General features: G+C 44.6%; 18 protein-coding genes. 5 read left to right on the top strand and 13 right to left on the bottom strand.

Annotated features, from left to right (window positions below):
- The first annotated feature begins 31 nt into the window (after positions 1–31).
- Complete coding sequence (locus tag P855_RS0101815) at positions 32–1180, top strand: MFS transporter (protein WP_028781989.1); 1149 nt, start codon at positions 32–34, stop codon at positions 1178–1180.
- 80 nt (positions 1181–1260) lie between these two features.
- Here the strand turns inward: P855_RS0101815 and lepB are convergent, their stop codons facing one another.
- Positions 1261–1803: a signal peptidase I gene (gene lepB / locus P855_RS0101810; protein ID WP_028781988.1), complete on the bottom strand. Its 543-nt coding sequence runs from the start codon at positions 1801–1803 to the stop codon at positions 1261–1263.
- A 53-nt stretch (positions 1804–1856) separates the two neighbouring features.
- Positions 1857–2504: a TVP38/TMEM64 family protein gene (locus P855_RS0101805; protein ID WP_028781987.1), complete on the bottom strand. Its 648-nt coding sequence runs from the start codon at positions 2502–2504 to the stop codon at positions 1857–1859.
- A 230-nt stretch (positions 2505–2734) separates the two neighbouring features.
- On the opposite strand from P855_RS0101805, the gene P855_RS0101795 reads away from it, so the two are divergent.
- Positions 2735–3124, top strand: a complete 390-nt coding sequence (locus P855_RS0101795; RefSeq protein WP_028781986.1) for a hypothetical protein — start codon at positions 2735–2737, stop codon at positions 3122–3124.
- Here P855_RS0101795 and P855_RS20240 read toward each other — a convergent pair.
- Both P855_RS20240 and P855_RS22205 read right to left on the bottom strand, forming a co-directional pair.
- Complete coding sequence (locus P855_RS20240) at positions 3072–3590, bottom strand: competence protein ComK (protein ID WP_037985565.1); 519 nt, start codon at positions 3588–3590, stop codon at positions 3072–3074. The genes P855_RS0101795 and P855_RS20240 overlap by 53 nt on opposite strands.
- 124 nt (positions 3591–3714) lie before the next feature.
- Positions 3715–3858: a hypothetical protein gene (locus P855_RS22205; RefSeq protein WP_161628798.1), complete on the bottom strand. Its 144-nt coding sequence runs from the start codon at positions 3856–3858 to the stop codon at positions 3715–3717.
- A 65-nt stretch (positions 3859–3923) separates the two neighbouring features.
- Between P855_RS22205 and P855_RS0101780 the strand changes: the two genes are divergently transcribed.
- Positions 3924–4397, top strand: a complete 474-nt coding sequence (locus P855_RS0101780) for a DUF3939 domain-containing protein (RefSeq protein WP_028781985.1) — start codon at positions 3924–3926, stop codon at positions 4395–4397.
- Positions 4398–4780: 383 nt separating this feature from the next.
- Here the strand turns inward: P855_RS0101780 and P855_RS0101775 are convergent, their stop codons facing one another.
- A complete protein-coding gene (locus P855_RS0101775; RefSeq protein WP_028781984.1) occupies positions 4781–5275 on the bottom strand; it encodes a hypothetical protein in 495 nt (164 codons plus the stop codon).
- 275 nt (positions 5276–5550) lie between these two features.
- Between P855_RS0101775 and P855_RS0101770 the strand changes: the two genes are divergently transcribed.
- Complete coding sequence (locus P855_RS0101770) at positions 5551–6141, top strand: SCO family protein (RefSeq protein WP_028781983.1); 591 nt, start codon at positions 5551–5553, stop codon at positions 6139–6141.
- A gap of 78 nt (positions 6142–6219) precedes the next feature.
- Here P855_RS0101770 and P855_RS0101765 read toward each other — a convergent pair whose 3' ends face one another.
- The 3 genes from P855_RS0101765 to P855_RS0101750 form a co-directional block, all read right to left on the bottom strand.
- Entirely contained in the window at positions 6220–7758 is a 1539-nt protein-coding gene (locus P855_RS0101765) for a fatty acid--CoA ligase family protein (RefSeq protein ID WP_028781982.1), read from the bottom strand.
- A gap of 236 nt (positions 7759–7994) precedes the next feature.
- Positions 7995–8993: a lipoate--protein ligase gene (locus tag P855_RS0101755; protein WP_028781981.1), complete on the bottom strand. Its 999-nt coding sequence runs from the start codon at positions 8991–8993 to the stop codon at positions 7995–7997.
- Between the two features lie 80 nt (positions 8994–9073).
- Entirely contained in the window at positions 9074–9808 is a 735-nt protein-coding gene (locus tag P855_RS0101750) for an MBL fold metallo-hydrolase (protein ID WP_028781980.1), read from the bottom strand.
- 131 nt (positions 9809–9939) lie between these two features.
- Between P855_RS0101750 and yhfH the strand changes: the two genes are divergently transcribed.
- Complete coding sequence (gene yhfH / locus P855_RS21670; protein ID WP_084315598.1) at positions 9940–10068, top strand: protein YhfH; 129 nt, start codon at positions 9940–9942, stop codon at positions 10066–10068.
- Positions 10069–10495: 427 nt separating this feature from the next.
- Here the strand turns inward: yhfH and P855_RS21665 are convergent, their stop codons facing one another.
- The 5 genes from P855_RS21665 to P855_RS0101720 all read right to left on the bottom strand — a co-directional run bounded on the left by P855_RS21665 (position 10496) and on the right by P855_RS0101720 (position 17204).
- Complete coding sequence (locus tag P855_RS21665; protein WP_028781979.1) at positions 10496–11218, bottom strand: CAP domain-containing protein; 723 nt, start codon at positions 11216–11218, stop codon at positions 10496–10498.
- A 227-nt stretch (positions 11219–11445) separates the two neighbouring features.
- Positions 11446–12852, bottom strand: a complete 1407-nt coding sequence (hemY, locus tag P855_RS0101735) for a protoporphyrinogen oxidase (RefSeq protein ID WP_028781978.1) — start codon at positions 12850–12852, stop codon at positions 11446–11448.
- Between the two features lie 9 nt (positions 12853–12861).
- The gene (gene hemH / locus P855_RS0101730) at positions 12862–13791 is read right to left on the bottom strand and encodes a ferrochelatase (protein WP_028781977.1); all 930 of its coding nucleotides are present in this window, start codon (positions 13789–13791) and stop codon (positions 12862–12864) included.
- Positions 13792–13803: 12 nt separating this feature from the next.
- Positions 13804–14841 (bottom strand): uroporphyrinogen decarboxylase, encoded by a 1038-nt coding sequence (hemE, locus tag P855_RS0101725; protein ID WP_028781976.1) that lies wholly within the window; start codon positions 14839–14841, stop codon positions 13804–13806.
- 179 nt (positions 14842–15020) lie between these two features.
- A complete protein-coding gene (locus P855_RS0101720) occupies positions 15021–17204 on the bottom strand; it encodes a transglycosylase domain-containing protein (protein ID WP_235062597.1) in 2184 nt (727 codons plus the stop codon).
- Positions 17205–17270: the final 66 nt, after the last annotated feature.

Raw genomic sequence — 17270 nt, 5'->3', positions numbered from 1 at the left:
TTATATTATCGCAACGAGAGGATGACCCGCTATGAAGCAAGCCTCCCAGGCGATGGTTCTGATAGCTTCCGGAATATTCATCGCAAGCAACCTGTATACCATGCTCCCGCTCCATCCTGCTCTCGCTGAACATTTTGGAACCAGTCCGGCCTGGACTTCTCTGACCAGCACGTTGTTCATCATTTGCTATGCAGTCGGCCTATTATGCTTCGGCATCCTTTCCGATATCTATTCCAATGCCCGCATTCTGCAGATTGGTATGGCTGCTGTCATGGCTGTGACAGGAATCATTGCTTTGACCGATTCTTTTGGTATGCTGTTGTTTCTGCGGGCAGTGCAGGGGTTTTTAGCAGCAAGCTTTGCACCGCCCGCCTTCAGCTTTACCTTTAAACAATTCTCAGGATCCCGGCAGTCCTTTGTCATCGCCATGATCAATACCGGATTTTTGTTTGCCGGAATTTTCGGTCAGCTGGTTTCCGGCTATTTCGGATCCTTTTACAGTTATCAAATGGTATTTGTCGTTTTCAGCCTTTGTTACTTAAGCTGTGCTGTCCTGATGGTCGCATCTTTACGCCCTCCTGACATGGTAGACAGAAGGAAAGCGTCGATTTCGCTTACTACCATTCTATCATTTTTCAAGCAATCTTCCTTGCAAAAACTCTACCTGATCAGCTTCTTTCTACTTTTTACCATCATGCTGTTCTACAGCAGCTTCGAATGGTTTATTGAAAAGCATCCAGAAGGGCTGCCACTGACCCTGCAGCAATTTCGCATGCTCGGTTTGATCGGAGTGATCCCTGCTTTTTTCGTGAGTCACATCCAAAAACGTTTGTCCCCTGCTATTCTGTTATGTTTGTTTTTAAGTCTGATGATGGTCGCATTCATTCCTGCCATGGTCGGAATTTCTACAGGGACATTGATATGGGCATCGATCATGATGATAGCTTCGACCTCGGTCACTATTCCGATGGTCATCGTTCTGATTGGAAGTTCGGCAATCCAAAATAGAGGCAGCGCACTATCCATCTATTCTTTTGTACTGCTTAACGGTGCAGGTGCCGGCTCTTTCCTGGCATCATTTTTACCATTGGAAACTGCTGTGTATGCCATTGCAGTTTTATTTGCCTGTCTAACCTTGATTGCGTACCGCTTGATTTCTGAAAAAAGTCGCACGTCATAATCATTACCATCCGCTTCCCAAAAAAAGAAAACCCTGGTGGAAAATATCTCCACCAGGGGTTTTCGCATACTCTTTTTCAATTAAAACTGAATCGCCAGCTGGGACATCGGCCAGTAGCGGACATCGACTTTTCCGACCACACTATCCATTGAAACGAATCCGAAGTAGCGACTGTCCAGGCTGTCCCGGCGGTTATCGCCCATTACGAACAAATGACCTTCCGGAACCTCACTTTTCCCTGTCACTTCTTCCAATGTGAAGTCTTTGGTGAATAGCTTTCCGTCGTTTGGACGCAGCGCATCCAGATATTTTTCCGGCTGGGCTTCGCCATTTATATACAACGTATCATTTTTGAACTCGATGTGATCTCCCGGTACACCGATCACCCGCTTCACATAATCTTCTTTTTCATTAGCATGGAAAACGATCACGTCTTCCCGATCGATTCCCTGCCAGTCGTAAATCACTTTATTGACCATCAACAAGTTTCCGTCATACAGTGTCGGTTCCATTGATTCCCCGTCTACAATGTAGCTGGCAAACAGATAATTCCGGAACAAAAATGCTATCAATAATGCAAACAGCACTGTACGGAAAACACGCCAAAATTTCTTCTTTTTCATAACTATGCCTCCAGGGTGTGTGCTAACAACATCTTACCCTGTTTTGACAAAGTCTAATCGTTTTGATAACGTTTCCGCTCCGCTTTTTTCTGGAGCCACTTCTCAAGGAATTTTCCGAGCACCCAGAATAATGTGATACAGACCGCGACCACAATTGTTTTTACGGGGTTCTGTGCGAAGGAAGTAATGCTTTCCCCGACATAAGCTATGGTAAAAATCATCACCGATTTCCCTAAAAGCACGGCCAGGACGAACTGCTGCCTGCTGACATCAGATAATCCAGCTACCACATTGATGATCGCTGATGGTGAAAAAGGAAAGCACATTAATAGAAACAACGGACCGAAACCATGGCTCTCGACCCAGCGGGTTACCTTCCTCACCTGCTTTTGGTCGGCGATGTATTTCATAAAGCGTTTTTTACGGAGCCTCCGAATAATGGTAAATACGATGACTGCTCCGACACTTGAACCAATCCAGGAGTAAAGAAATCCTTTCAGCAACCCATAAGCCACAGAATTGGCTAAAACAAACATTACTAACGGAAGGATAGGCAAAAAAGCTTCAAACATCGGCAGCAGGATCCCAGGCAAAGGACCGAGTGCCTCGTATCTTTCCAATTGCGCCATAATATATTCATAAAGCCTGTCATTTTCATACATTTGCTGGAATTTATCGAAATTCAGGGTATAGATATACATCAAAGTAGCTCCTTAGCTTGTGCAATTCATTCCTCTGATTCCATTTTAATCAAAAAAAGCCGGTTTGACTATTAATTGATGCCATGGATTCTTTCATCTATAGCTTACCCTAATTTCACCGTCCTCAGTGGCGGGCTTCCAAATTTTCCAGAAAAAAACTTGCATACTTTTTTTCCGTTCGTGCTATAATACCTATATCAGAACATACGTTCGCAACGGAGGGAAATGTCATGCGCTATTTGAAAGAAGAAGAGCTGGAGGTCACCTCCCGCTATCTATTCCTTTCGATGGCTCTTGTGGTCATCCAGCAGGACCGCCGGCATATCGAAAAGGGGCAATTTAAAATCAAGGAGCATTATTTGGAGTTATTAGGAAAAATGGAATACGAAGCCCGCACCGAGCGCAGAGAACTGCGCGCCCGTATGGACAGGGAAAAACTACAGGTCGTCCAGATCAGCAAAAATGATTCCTTCACTTCATTCCTGTTCCTCGCTCATGGCTATGAAGAAAAACGCAATTATTTCAACCCGGCAATCCGGAAAAAAGTTGAAAATATCCTGTATGAGCTTATGCAAAAGGCTCTGCGATCTGCTCCGCAGTATACACAGAAGAATGCTTGATACGGTTTTCCAGCAGGAAGCGGAACTGAGCTGTACGCTGGATTTGATTGGCGATCATACCGGGAGAAACAGGAACAACAACTGAAGTCCCGTTGGTGAAATGGATAGCGGTATTGTAGCCATCGTTACTATCAAAGGAATGAATATGACTGTGGGCAATCCAGGAACAGTCCTTTCGTTTTGGGGAAATAGTAGGAAAGAAGTAGATTCCCATCGACTGGGAAATGACGATCGGCGGCTTATGGGAGAAACCGGCAACTTGTTTCGTGCCAGCTAAACGTCCTGGCAGACTTGCAGCGAAATAGCGGCACGCTTCATCGACAAGCCGGCTGGGATGGACTGGAATTTCACGTCTCGAATGGGTTTCGAGCACCTCTGTCGTCACTTTTCCGTAAGAATTAGTTGTGGCGATCAGCGCCAGGGTTTGGGCGGTAATTTCAAAATTACCTTTTTTTGTTGGATTCATTCATGTTCTCTTCCTTTCATTATCGAAAATAATTCGTGCCCTTTAAATGTACCAGAAAACATGAATAAAGTCCTAATTATTCACAAAAATTTTTCAATTTATCACGGAAACTTTTAACCTTCTGCTATAATTGTGCTAAAGGATTCTGTCTTGCCTCCATTTCTTCCCTGTGGCCATCATGCCAGCAGTCATCATCCGGCCAGCCAAATTCAGGGTTGATACAGGTATAGATATCAAGCTCACGATCACGATTTTGCCCATTGTCCATTTTACACACACCTCCCCTGTTAGTGTGTGCATGACGGACGGATTCTAAACAAGGAGGGATGTTGGATGTGGAAGAAAAAGAAGAAAACAAAAAACTCTTCACAGCCGACAGAAGTTTATGAACAGCGCAGCATTTCGATCCATGAATTACGGAAAGCGGTCAATGCCTACGCCAGCCAGCTTCCAAAAGGTGTCGAACTAAGCGTCATCATAAAAGAAGACTTGACGATTGATTATGACTTGGTCGCCCCTTTTCTGAAAGGGATTCCGATAGAAACTTACTATATGTCACGGGAAACTTATGAGATTTTTCCCGAGGAAGAAAAGCAGCTGGCCATTGACCTTGATACTGTACAGCGTGCTGTCGATCAGTATATGAAAGCAACGAAGGAACTTCCGATTATCGAAAACGATCCTTATAAACGGGTGAGCTATTATAAGCTCGAGACATTGAAACTGCTTCCTTACCGGCCTGACCGGAATTTTTATATCACGGACGAAGAGTTCCTCATCACTTATCAATCCCCCTCAAAAAAATAAACCACAACTCCTCGCAAGCATATCGAGGAGTTTTTTATGCAAAGGCTTCGTTAAGCGTTGTTGGTATTTCCTTAGAGGCTTATTCAACAAAAGGACCGGATTATGGAAGACTCAGTTTCAAAGTAATTCGGGTTCGTTACCGAGACAGGGGAAAGGGGGGCTGGGAAACGATTCGCTTTCCAGCTTCATCGCCTAGACACTCGCGACATAAGCAGCCCATCAACGGGAAGAAAGAACACTTCCCTTTTGCTGTTCTGCTTATGCGTGTCGTGTCTCCCAAGGCGATTACGCATTCATTTCTTTCCTGTGGGGGAGGCTGGCAAGCCTCCTCGGTCGTTTCACGACCTGTGGGGTCTCGCCTAGCCCCTTCTCCCACGGGAGTCTCACCGTTTCCCCGCCACCTTATTCATATTTTGACGAACGAACCCTACGTTGTAAGAAAATATCTTCCACCTTTTCTGCATGAAAAGGCCTAGTGATTCAGGAAATAAGCCCTCTTTGTAACTGTTATAATGTTGATTCTGCTTGCAGGTGTTTCCGTTTTTCTCATAAACGTAAGGAGGGCCGGGAAATTGCGAGACTCCAATGGGAGGATAGGACATGGTGAGATCCCGCAAGGCTTTAGCCTGAGGAAGCTCACCGTCCACCCATGGAAAGCGAGTGATTTCCCGGACCTCCAAACGCCCATCACCATAACGGAAAACAGTTTCTCTCGAAACTGAGTATTCTATAAAAGGGAGCATAAACGGAATAAAAAAAGGACCAATATCCAACGGTGGATATTGGCCAAGAGACGACTGGTTAAACTTTTGAGTGAGGGAATTAAATCCATGAAAAAGCTTGGGAAAAGCTTTTTCATTGCAGTTGTCGATCGCCATCGGGTGATCAACAACTAACTCATGTGTTTATTTTAATATATCATCCGTGTTCCTTCACCGAAAAAATATTGCGGTACACCGCAAATGCGATTGCGCTATTTCTAGTTTTTGTCATAAAATTCATATTTATTTGAATTTATTATTAATGCAAGCATATTTTGCGAATTTAGTTTTCAATCTTTTGTCATCAGTTCGTCACGAGTTTCTCCTATATCCCCTGCTATAACATTGTATGATAAGAATATAATCTATTCGTAAATGCAGGGGGATTTATTATGAAAAAAAGATATTATGCAATGTTTGCAGGAATCATTGCCATCGGTATCACCCTTGGCATCTTGTATCTCGAAGTTTGGCGTGATTCAGGGGTTCAGCTGCCAGAAGATATTCTGCTTGAAACGGTATCAGCAGAAAGCTATGATTTTGAAAACATGGAGCCAAAGGTACGTTTAATCGAGTTTTACTACACCCAGTGTCCAGACGTCTGCCCGCTGACTACCCAACGGATGATGCATTTAAGAGAAATGCTGAAAGAAGAAGGTGTCTATGGCAAGGAAGTGGAATTCATTTCTGTCTCCATTGATCCTGAAAACGATACACCGGAACGGATTAAAAAATATATGGATACGTATGCTATCAGTCCTGAAGAAGAGGGATGGACTTTCCTGCGTGGCTCACTTAAAGATACTAAAGCCTTTGCAGAACCCTTCCGCTTCCGTTTTCAGGACCGCGGGACAGATTATATTGTCCACGATTCCTTCACTTACTTGATTGATCAGGATAACTATCTGATTGAGAAGTTTTCCATGGGCGAAGGGTTCGATAAAGAAAAAGTGTTTAAGCGGATCATGCGTACAGTCGATTGATTCCTTCCAATAGGGGAAAAATAGAAAGAAACAGAGTTACACAAAAGGGACCCGTCACAGTTAACGGGCCCTCTTTTATTATTGTGTGATTTTGTCACGCAAATTCTTACGAAGAATCTTGCCTGTCGTATTTTTAGGAAGCTCGTCTAAGAATTCGACGCTGGAGGGAACTTTGTATTTTGCGAGATGTTCACGGCAATGATCAATCACTTGTTCTTCATTTAAATCAGGATCATCAGAAACGATAAAGCTGATAACCGTTTCCCCGGAGTCAGGGTGCGGTGCCCCAACTACTGCTACCTCAGAAATATTTGGATGCTCATACAACACTTCTTCCACTTCACGCGGATAGACGTTATAGCCTCCGACCAGAATCATGTCCTTCTTGCGGTCGACGATATAGAAGTAGCCTTCGTCATCCATTCTGGCCATGTCGCCGGTATATAACCAGCCGTGCTGAATTGCTACCGATGTTTCTTCTGGCATTTTATAGTAGCCTTTCATGACATTCGGACCTTTGACGACCAGCTCACCGACTTCTCCTGGTGGTACTTCCTCGCCAAGCTCGTCGACAACTCTGTTTTCGACATTCTTGATATTCGTTCCAATTGAACCTGGCTTCCTTGGGCGGTCAAGCGGGTTGAAACAGGTGACAGGGCTTGCCTCGGACAATCCATAGCCTTCCGAAACGATGACATCGAATTTTTTCTCAAACGCTTTTAGGAGCGCGACCGGCATGGAAGCGCCACCGGAAATACAAAGTCGGTTGTACTGGAACGTATCTTCCAAGTCATCACCTGTCTGCAAAAGGTAATTATACATCGTAGGCACCCCTGCAAAGACCGTGGCCTGAGATTCCTTTGATATTTTGAAGACGTCCTGGGGGGAAAACTTTGGGACAATCAGTACAGTTCCTCCATTCATCAAAGGGCCATTCAAAGCCACGGTCAAACAGAACACATGAAACATAGGCAGCGCTGCGATCACACGATCTTCACTGGTAAACTCCAGGTAATCAGCGACATCTTTGGCATTGGTATATATATTCTTGTGCGTAAGCATAGCTCCTTTCGGCTTCCCTGTAGTACCTGAGGTATACAGAATAACAGCGGTTTCGTCATCATCCAGCTGCGGCCGGTCCAATTCCAGTCCGCCTGCTTCCACCGTTTTTGTAAACGATTTCATTTTTTCGCCAAGGGAAGATTGCTGCCAATCCGGTTTCCCGCCTGTTTCCCCTACAAAGTAATGCTCAATTCCAGGAACCGCAGCATCCATATGCTCAAATTTCTCAAGCAGGACATCCATGGTGATCACACCTTTTACATCCCCATTTTTCAAAATGTAGCTCATCTCATCAACGGTATAAATCGGATTTATCGGGATGACGGTCGCTCCGATTCTTAATGCCCCGTACAAACCTATGATGAAATACGGACTGTTGCCTGCCACTAATGCCAGGTGATCCCCTTTTCCATAGCCAAGCCCCTTCAGACTGGAAGCAAATTTCGTAACGGCTCCTTCTAATTCCCGGTAGCTGGATTCTTTGTCCTGGAATATGTATGCTGCTTTATCCGGTTGCTGCTTGGCCGTCAACGACAACTGATCACTAATATTCAAGCATGATTCCCCCTTTTTTTATTAAATGAATGAATAGTCATTCATCATATTGTAAAAAAATATTCATTTTTATTATAAAATACTGAAAACTTTCCTGCAACCACGGATGCTTCATCCCACTGAACAAAAGCGAAAGCGCTGCTCACCCCCGACAAAATCCCGTCGTGCCGTTTTTTGTATTTTATAATTTCCTGGACAGTCAAAAAAGACCCCTCCACAAGGGGTCTTCCAAGCTATTAATAAATAATATTTAAAAAGTCTTCTTTGCTGATTTTACCGAGATAATGGGGAATATCGACACCTGTCAGCGCCTGATCGATGGCATTTTTCTCGTATTTTGTCTCAATTAACCGCTCTTCGATTTCGCTGATATCGCCGACACCGAAAAAGTCGCCGTATATCTTCGCATTTTTTATGATCCCTTTTGCGACATCCAGCCGGACATCATAGTTGCCTGCTCCCTCAATTCGCTTTGTATGCTGAATATTGAACTTAGGCGATTTCCCGTAATTCCATTCCCAATTTTGGTAGCGTTCTTCGGACAGTTGATGGATTGCTTTCCAATCTTCATCTGTCAGTTTGTATTGCGGGACATCTTTGATATCTTCCACATCAAAGATATAGCGAAGGATCATGCGCTTGAACTCGTCCATCGAAATTTTGTCTTCCAGGTACTCAGAAATATTGGCAACCCGGCTGCGAATCGACTTGATACCTTTGGATCTAATCTTTTCCGTTTTGACATTCAACGATCTTACCACATGTTCGACTTCCGAATCGAACATCAGGGTGCCGTGGCTGAACATTCTTCCTCGTGTCGAAAACTGGGCATTCCCGGAGATTTTTCGCCCATCAACAGTGATATCGTTCCGGCCGGAAAGCTCTGCTTCCACACCCAGTTTCTTGAGTGCTGCCGTAACCGGCTCTGTGAACTTAGCAAAATCATGAAAGCTGTCGCCATCATCTTTTGTGATGAAACTGAAATTCAAATTACCGAGATCATGATAGACTGCACCGCCACCAGACAGACGGCGAACTACATGGATCCCATTTTCTTCTACATAATCGGTATTGATTTCTTCCACTGTATTCTGGTTCTTTCCGATGATAATCGACGGCTTATTGATATAAAACAGTAAGTATGTCTCATTGATATCCAGATTTTTCAGTGCATATTCTTCTATAGCGAGATTGATCCGTGGGTCATTAATCCCTTCATTATCGATAAAAAGCATTACACTCAGCCCCTTTTTTTATTCTGCCACCTTCCATTGTAATGAAATCCCGCTAAAGAAACAATTCATTGGAATCAGAATCAATGGGAGCTCCATGTCCACCCTTCATGCGCGAGGGAGACTGGACCAGCGTATCTTTCACTTGCTTCTTTGAGCAATTGACGGTGCTCTCCGAAATGAGGCAGGTGGCTCAGCAGCAGTTCTTTCGCTCTAGCCCCACTTGCCAGTTTGCCTGCCTCCTCGCTGGTCATATGTCCAGGATCTGTTCCATCCATCCCTTTGTAAAAATTCGTATCGGTAATCAGAAGGTCTGCCCCATGTGCAAAAGAAATCCAGCTCTTTGAAAAGCTGGTATCAGCGGTATAAACAATTTGACTTGCTCCATTTGTAATTCGTGTGCCATAACAAGGGACAGGGTGATTACTTTTATGAAAATTTATCGTAAACGGTCCAACCTCCAGGGTACGGCTCGGATCGTATGGAACTCCTTCTGTATACTGATGGTTTAAAGTCTCGAACTTACCTGTATCGTAAGGATGCCCGTAAATGGGCAGCTTCTTTTCGGTGCTTTTCAGCGTATTCTGTACCAGCCAGGCATATTGTAAAACACCAATATCTGCTACATGATCGTTATGATAGTGGGAAATAAGTACCGCATCCAGACTGGTGGGATCCATAAATTTTTGCAGTCTGGACAAACAACCGCTGCCACAATCCACCAGTAACCGGAAACCATCTTGTTCATATAAATAGCATGAGGTCGCACTTTCTGTGGCGGGATAAGCTCCCCAATAACCGATAACAGTCATCTTCATTGCCCTTCCTCCTATTACCAACATTTTTACTATTTTTGCATTGTTTTATAACAGCCTATTGATTTATCAGTTTTGTTATAATACAATATGGGTATACCAATTCTAAACACATTTTCAGGAGGCGATTCTTCATGATGAGTATTGTTGAATTCTTTAAAAATCTACCACGTAAACAGTGTGTAAGCTGCGGTAATGCCATTGATGAGAAAGCGGATTGCTACGGAAATCTTTGCGATGAGTGTGATCACCCAGCACGCTAAGTGCTGTTATATCAATAACCCTTTGCTTTGAGATCCTTCCTGCCGGGACAGCTGTTATATAGCTGTCCCACTTTTTTGTGTATTAATAGGACTATAACAAATATGTTGTATGAACAAAAGCGCAAGCGTCTTGCTCACCCCCGACAAGCTTAAGACAAGCCTCGCCGTGACGTTCTTTGTACTTTTAGTCAAATCAAGTTTAATCAAGGTTTAAAGTATAAGTAAAACTAAGGCTTTCGCCATACACCCTTGGCGATAAGCCAAGTTTTTCTAATCACAGAGAGGATTGACTTAAGACCTCGAGGGGGTAGGCGCTGGAGCTGGATGACAACCACTAACTGAAGTTATCCACAAAAAGAAAATTTTATAAATTCATAACCATAAAAAAAGAATTCCGTCATTAAAACGGAATTCTTTTTAGTCCACCCTATTTTCTGATAAACATCTGGGTCCAATAGTTTCCATCTTTATCATATCCGACTCCGATATGAGTCAATTGGCCATTCAAAATATTTTTCCTGTGCCCGGCACTGTTCATCCAGCCATCCACGACACTCTCAGGAGTCTGCTGACCGGCTGCGATATTCTCAGCCGCTCTCGTATAATCGACCCCGAAGTCTTTCATCATATCAAATGGGCTTCCGTAGGTGGGAGAGGTGTGGGAAAAATAATCATTTTCCGACATATCCTCTGATTTTTCTTGTGCAACTTCCGTCAATTCCTGATCGATTTTCAGTGGTTTCAACCCATTCTTTTTTCGTTCCTGGTTTGTCAACTCAACAACCTGCCGCTGGATATTGTTAATATCTCCTTGAGGCTGGTTCTGCTTCGGCTGATTCTTCTGTTCTGGCTGCGGTTGATTTTGCTGCGGTGCGTTATCATTACCTCTGTCAGGCGCAGCAGTATCACCACCGTTCCAGTTCGGGTTGTAGTCCCGCTGGGTCCGGTATTCACCTAAATCAAAACCGGTAAAGAAACGATATTCATCACGCTGCATCTCATTCCGGTCAGGAGTAGCATCATCAGGGCCATAGTGCACCCGCTGCATATCATTATTCATATCCTGCATTCCCTGATCATTTTCAGCAGCGCAGGCGATTAAAAATGTCATCAAAAACAGAGACATTACCCCTGTTAAAAGTTTTTTCATAAGATAACCTCTTTCTATTTGTGGATGGTCATCTGTAGTATTTGCTGTGTGATTGTAAATATGCCGGCTGCTGTCTCTCCTATAATTGGAAAACTTCCCACGTGGCTGCAACTGTTGATTGTCCCTGCCCGATAAAATTCAAAAAAAATCGAGTAGAAACCTTTGAGACTTCATACTCGATTTAACTTACTATTAATTTTGAACAATTACGCTAAGTACCAGCGCACTTAATTTTGCAAAAAGCTTAATACGTTTTCAACCGCATCTTTACCTTGGTCGATGCAATCAGGCACGCCAACGCCATGATAAGACCCTCCAGCGAGGAATACACCTGGAAGCGCCTGGGCCATAGCCTGATGGATGTCTTCCAGTCGCTGTTGGTGACCTACCGTATATTGCGGCATAGCATTTTTCCAGCGTGTAATAACGGAAAACTCCGGTTGTGCGGAGATATTCATGGTTTTATTCAAATCCTCCAGGACGATATCGGTGATTTCCTGATCAGATAAATCAACGACCTCCTGATCATCAGGTTTACCGACATAGCAACGCAGCAGCACCTTGCCTTCTGGTGTGGAATGTGGCCACTTTTTATGTGTCCAGGTACATGCAGTGATCCGAAAATCACTATTCCGGGATACAACAAAACCAGTACCATCGATGTCTTTTTTGACAGCCGATTCGTCAAAAGCGAGTGCTACGTTGGCAACAGAGGTTGCGGGCATTTCCTGAAATGGCTTCATGAAATCGTATTTGCTCAGCATACGCTCCACAGCAAAATGTGGGGCAGCTAAAATGATGGATTCTGCTTTCATGACTGTACCATCACTTAGGAGCATATGATAATGGCTGTCTTTTTTCTCGATATGGTCAACGGCTGTATTAGTACGGACCGTATCTTCTTCCAAATGATCGGCCACGGCATCGACTAAAGATTCCAATCCATCCTTCAATGTCAAAAACATACTTGGTTTTTTCCCTTTTTTAGCAGGCTTACGATTCGGCATTGTTTTATTCAAGCCTTTGATCAGGCTGCCATATTCCTGCTCAAGGTGATAGAAGTTAGGGAAGGTAGACATCAAGCTTAAGTTGTCGATATCCCCGGCATAAATACCTGACAGCAACGGTTCAATCAAGTTTTCAACGACCTCATCACCCAGGCGCCCACGGAAGAAACGACCGAGCGATTGATCATCCTGCGGGTCCCCTTTCGACTTTATGAAATCTTTGGCTGCCTTCACTTTTCCAAAAGGAGAAAATAGGCTGGAAAAAAGGAAAGGCCGTACTTTTGTTGGAATTCCCATGAATGAACCGCTTGGCATTTTATGCAGTTTGTTTTTCACTAAAATATAGGATTGGCCGGTGCCATTCGGGACAAGCTGATCTCCAAGTCCTACATCTGAAGCAAGCTCCGAAGCACTTTTTTTCCGGGCCAGAAATGAATCAGGTCCACGCTCTATCGTGAAGCCATCTCTTTGCTCGGTACGGATTTTTCCACCTAATTTGTTACTTGCTTCTATCAGCTTCACTTCATAAGGAAGCTCCTGATGCTTGATTTCTTTTTGTAAATAGTAGGCAGCTGCAAGCCCGGAGATTCCGCCGCCTACTACTGCAATTTGTTTAGTTTCAGACATGTACATCCCCTATTCTTTCACTTTTTCCAAAACTACTTCAGCTAAAGTTTCAATGAACTTAGGGTGGGTATTCGGCATTTCAGGGCGATAGTAATTAGCACCGACTTCATCACAGACGACTTTGCACTCATAATCATTATCATAAAGTACTTCCAGATGATCGGATACAAAACCGACCGGCGCATAGACGAAGGAGCGATAGCCTTTTTCATGGTAAAGATCTCTGGTCAAATCCTGGACGTCCGGGCCAAGCCATGGATCTGGAGTATTCCCTTCACTTTGCCAGCCGATTTCATACTGTGTGATGCCGGCAGCCTCAGCAATCAAGTCGGCTGTTTTTTTCAATTGATCCGGATAAGGATCGCCTCCCTGCAGGATTTTTTCCGGCAGACTGTGCGCGGAAACGATCAGGCACGCTTTTTCCTTTTCTGCTTCATCCATGTTGGCATACACTGCATTGATCTGTTCTTTCCAATAATCGATGAATCCTGGCTTATCATACCAGCTCTCTACAGATTTGATGCTTAAACCATGTTTCGCCGCCTCTTCCTGGGCGCGGCCATTATAGGATTTGACACTGAAAGTAGAGTAATGAGGTGCCAGTACAAGAGAAACGGCTTCTTTGATTCCATCTTCGGCCATGTTCGCTACCGCTTCTTCCACAAACGGCTCGATATGTTTTAGACCCAGGTAAAGTTTGAATTCCACCTCGTCCTGCATGTCGTTCAGCCGGGTTTCAACCGCTTTTCCCTGATCTTCCGTGATACGGGCTAAGGGAGAAATTCCGCCAATCGCATCATAGCGCTCCCGTAAATCCTGAAGCATTTCCTCGGATGGCTTACGGCCACGCCGAATATGTGTATAGTAACGTTCCAGGTCTTCTTCTTTATATGGGGTTCCATAGGCCATCACTAGGAGACCTATCTGTTTTTTAGCCATTGCATTCACCTCTTAATTTTTGCTGGAATAGTCATGGATCAACTGTGTTAATCGTTTCAACGTTTCCGGTTGGATGTCCGGAGTGACCCCATGTCCCAGATTGAAGATATGAGCGGGATGCTCTTTCCCCTCTTCGATGATCCGTTTGGCACGTTCCTCAATGACATGCCAGTCAGATAACAGCAGCGAAGGGTCCAGGTTGCCTTGAAGCGGCTTCGTTATGCCTAGATTTCTTGCTTCCGTAATCGACATTCTCCAATCCAGCCCAAGTACATCCACCGGCAGATCGTTCCATTCTGTAATCAAATGACGTGCTCCGACACCAAACATAATCAATGGCACGCCTTCTTCCTGTAACGTAGAAAAAATCCGGTGCATCACAGGCTTGATGAAGGTGCGGTAATCTTCCTGATTCAAGGCACCTACCCAGGAATCGAAAATCTGGATCGCTTTCGCTCCTGCATTCACTTGACCTCTGACATAATCAATCGTCATATCCGCCAGTTTATCCATCAATAAGAACCACGTTTCGGAGTCGCTGTACATCAATGCCTTTGTTTTATTGTAATTTTTCGAAGGTCCACCCTCTATCATATAACTTGCGAGTGTGAATGGAGCTCCACTGAAACCAATCAACGGGACGTCCAGCTGTTCTTTCGTCAATAGGCGAATCGTGTCCATTACGTAGGGGACGTCGGATTCAGGGTCGATAGTGCCCAAATTCTCCACGTCCGCTTTGGACGTAATCGGGTTATCAATAACAGGGCCAATACCTTTCACGATATCAACATCGACACCAATCGCTGGTAATGGCGACATGATGTCCTTATAAAGAATCGCTGCATCGACGCCGTACTGTTCCACCGGCAGCCTTGTTACATACGCACACAACTCAGGCTGATGGGTGATTTCAAACAAAGAATATTTCTCTTTCAACTGTCGGTACTCGGGCTGGGAACGCCCTGCCTGACGCATATACCAGACCGGTGTGTAATCGGTCGTTTCCCCGCGGAAAGCTTTCAAAATTGTATCGTTGATCTGTCTTGTCATGCGAAATAACCCCTTTATTATATGTTCAACTAAGCGGGACAACCAGAAGCATCGAACTTCCGCCTGAGCCACTTCCTCGATCATCGATCATACTTTTTATCCGTATTCCACTATAACACTTTTTTACTATCTACATAGTACTTGAAGATTTTTGTCACCATTTTGTACTTTTTATGCTGTTACCATTCCAGTACTGCTTTATTGGAAGGTTCTCCCTCCATTTTTGTCAGTGGATTATAAGGAACGACATAATAGGTATTTCGTTTAAACACATCACTCGTATTCACGGTATAGGATCCCTGGCCAGTCACTTCGCCAATTCGGGTATCAATTCCAGGTTCATCGCGATAGATCCGATACACCACCCGATCATCCTGTGCAGGGGTCCAGGACAGTCTTCCTCTTACCAGCGATACACCTCCGACTTCAAAATTCACCTTTAGATCGTTTATTACAGGGAGCTTCATCGGCGGCGGTACATCTTTTACATTCTCTGGTTTTTGAAAACTTGCACTCAATCCTTTTTGTTGATCGATTTCAGTCAATATCGCCTTCATCATGGCTGTCGGATAGCTGCTTCCCCCTTCCAGGTAGTGCTCTTTACCTGAAGAATCATAGCCCATCCAGACACTGCCGACATATTCAGGAGTGTAACCGGCAAACCACACGTCCTTATTTTTACCTGGTACGGAATCATGCTGCTGGGTACCTGTTTTTCCGGCTAATGCTTTTCCATAATCTCCAGCTGTTCCAGTTCCATGGGTAACGACTCGCTGGAGCATCTCGGTGATATTCCAGGCCACTTGAGCAGAAAAAACAGTTCTCTCTTCCGGTTTCATCTCTTCTATAACTTTACCGTTGCGATCTTCAATCTTCTTGATGGTATAGGCATCAACGGCCTTGCCGCCTCTTGCAAATGCCCGATAAGCTTCGACCATCTGGACTGGCGTATACCCATGCTTAAGACCACCGAGAGCAAGGGAAAGCCCGCTATCATTCGTTTTAAGGCCGAGCTTTTTCAAGTACTCTTTGGATGTGCCGACACCAATCTGGTCAAGCAGCCAGACGGCAGAGACGTTTTTAGACTCGACCAGCGCCTGGTATAGGGAAACGATCCCTTCGTAATTATCATCATAGTTCTTTGGCTGATACTTGCCGAATTTCATTGGACGATCCACCAATAAGGAATAGGGATGATACCCGGCTTCCATCATGGCAGGACCATATACTGACAACGGTTTGATCGTCGAGCCGGGAGCGCGCCGGACATTCGCACGATTCATGCCGCCATGTTCAAAATCACGTCCGCCAATGGCAGCTACGACCGCTCCGCTGTCAGCATCCATCAACGTGAACGCTCCTTGCACACCCTCCACAGAACCAGGGGCATATTCTCCATTTTGCATCTGGTCATAGGCTATTTTCTGAATTTCGGGATCCATTCCGGTTACGATGCGGTAGCCTCCCCGTTTCAGCTCATCACGGCTGATATTGTAGCGGGCCGCCGCTTCCCGGATCACAAGATCCACATAACTATTCGACCATTTCTGGTCCTCCTGTTCCTGGTGATTCACTTCTAACGTCTTGCCCTGCAGCTGCAGCATCTGTTCGGATGTAATCATGCCGACATCATGCATCCGGCTCAATACGACATTCCGGCGTTTCACCGCTTCTTCCGGATTATCTATCGGGGAATACGTGTTTGGAGCTTTCGGCATCCCTGCCAGCGTTGCCCCTTCAGATATAGTCAATTCAGAGGCAGGCTTGCTGTAATATGTCCGCGCGGCCTGTTCGATTCCATAAATTCCTTTTCCAAAATAAATGCGGTTCAAATAAAGCTCCAGTATTTCTTTTTTGGTATAATTACGCTCTAAATAAAGAGCAGCCATCACTTCTTTTGTTTTTCTCATCCACGTTTTATCATTCGTCAAAAATAAATTTTTGGCAAGCTGCATGGTAATCGTACTGCCGCCCTCCACCTTTTTCATCGCAATCAAGTCCTTGTACAGCGCACGGAAAATTGCCCTGGGATCAATACCGCCATGCTCATAAAAGCGGGCGTCCTCGACGGCAATAAAAGCGTCTTCGACATGATCGGGAACTTCATCAATGGATATCATGGTACGGTTTTCGGTATATATCCGCTCAATCACTTCTCCGTTTTCCAACTCGACTGTCGTAGCGTCATTCAATACAATTTTTTCTTTATCAGCAACCAAAATCCCGCCAAACAGGATAGTCAAATAACCCAGTACCGCTAACAATACTGCACTGAGAGCGACGATCGCTGCCCACTTATAACGTTTCCTCTTGAGACGTTTCATCCTGGTAGGTGGTCTTTTGTTGTCATTCCATATCTTCAAGATTTGTGCATCCTTTCTTCTATCTTTGCTTTACGAGGCTATAACTTGTTTTTTCAATTCTTTCAT

The sequence above is a fragment of the Thalassobacillus devorans MSP14 genome, from assembly GCF_000496835.1.
In the GTDB taxonomy this organism is placed as follows: Bacteria; Bacillota; Bacilli; order Bacillales; family Halobacillaceae; genus Thalassobacillus; species Thalassobacillus devorans_B.
This window is presented reverse-complemented; position numbering and strand designations above follow the sequence as displayed.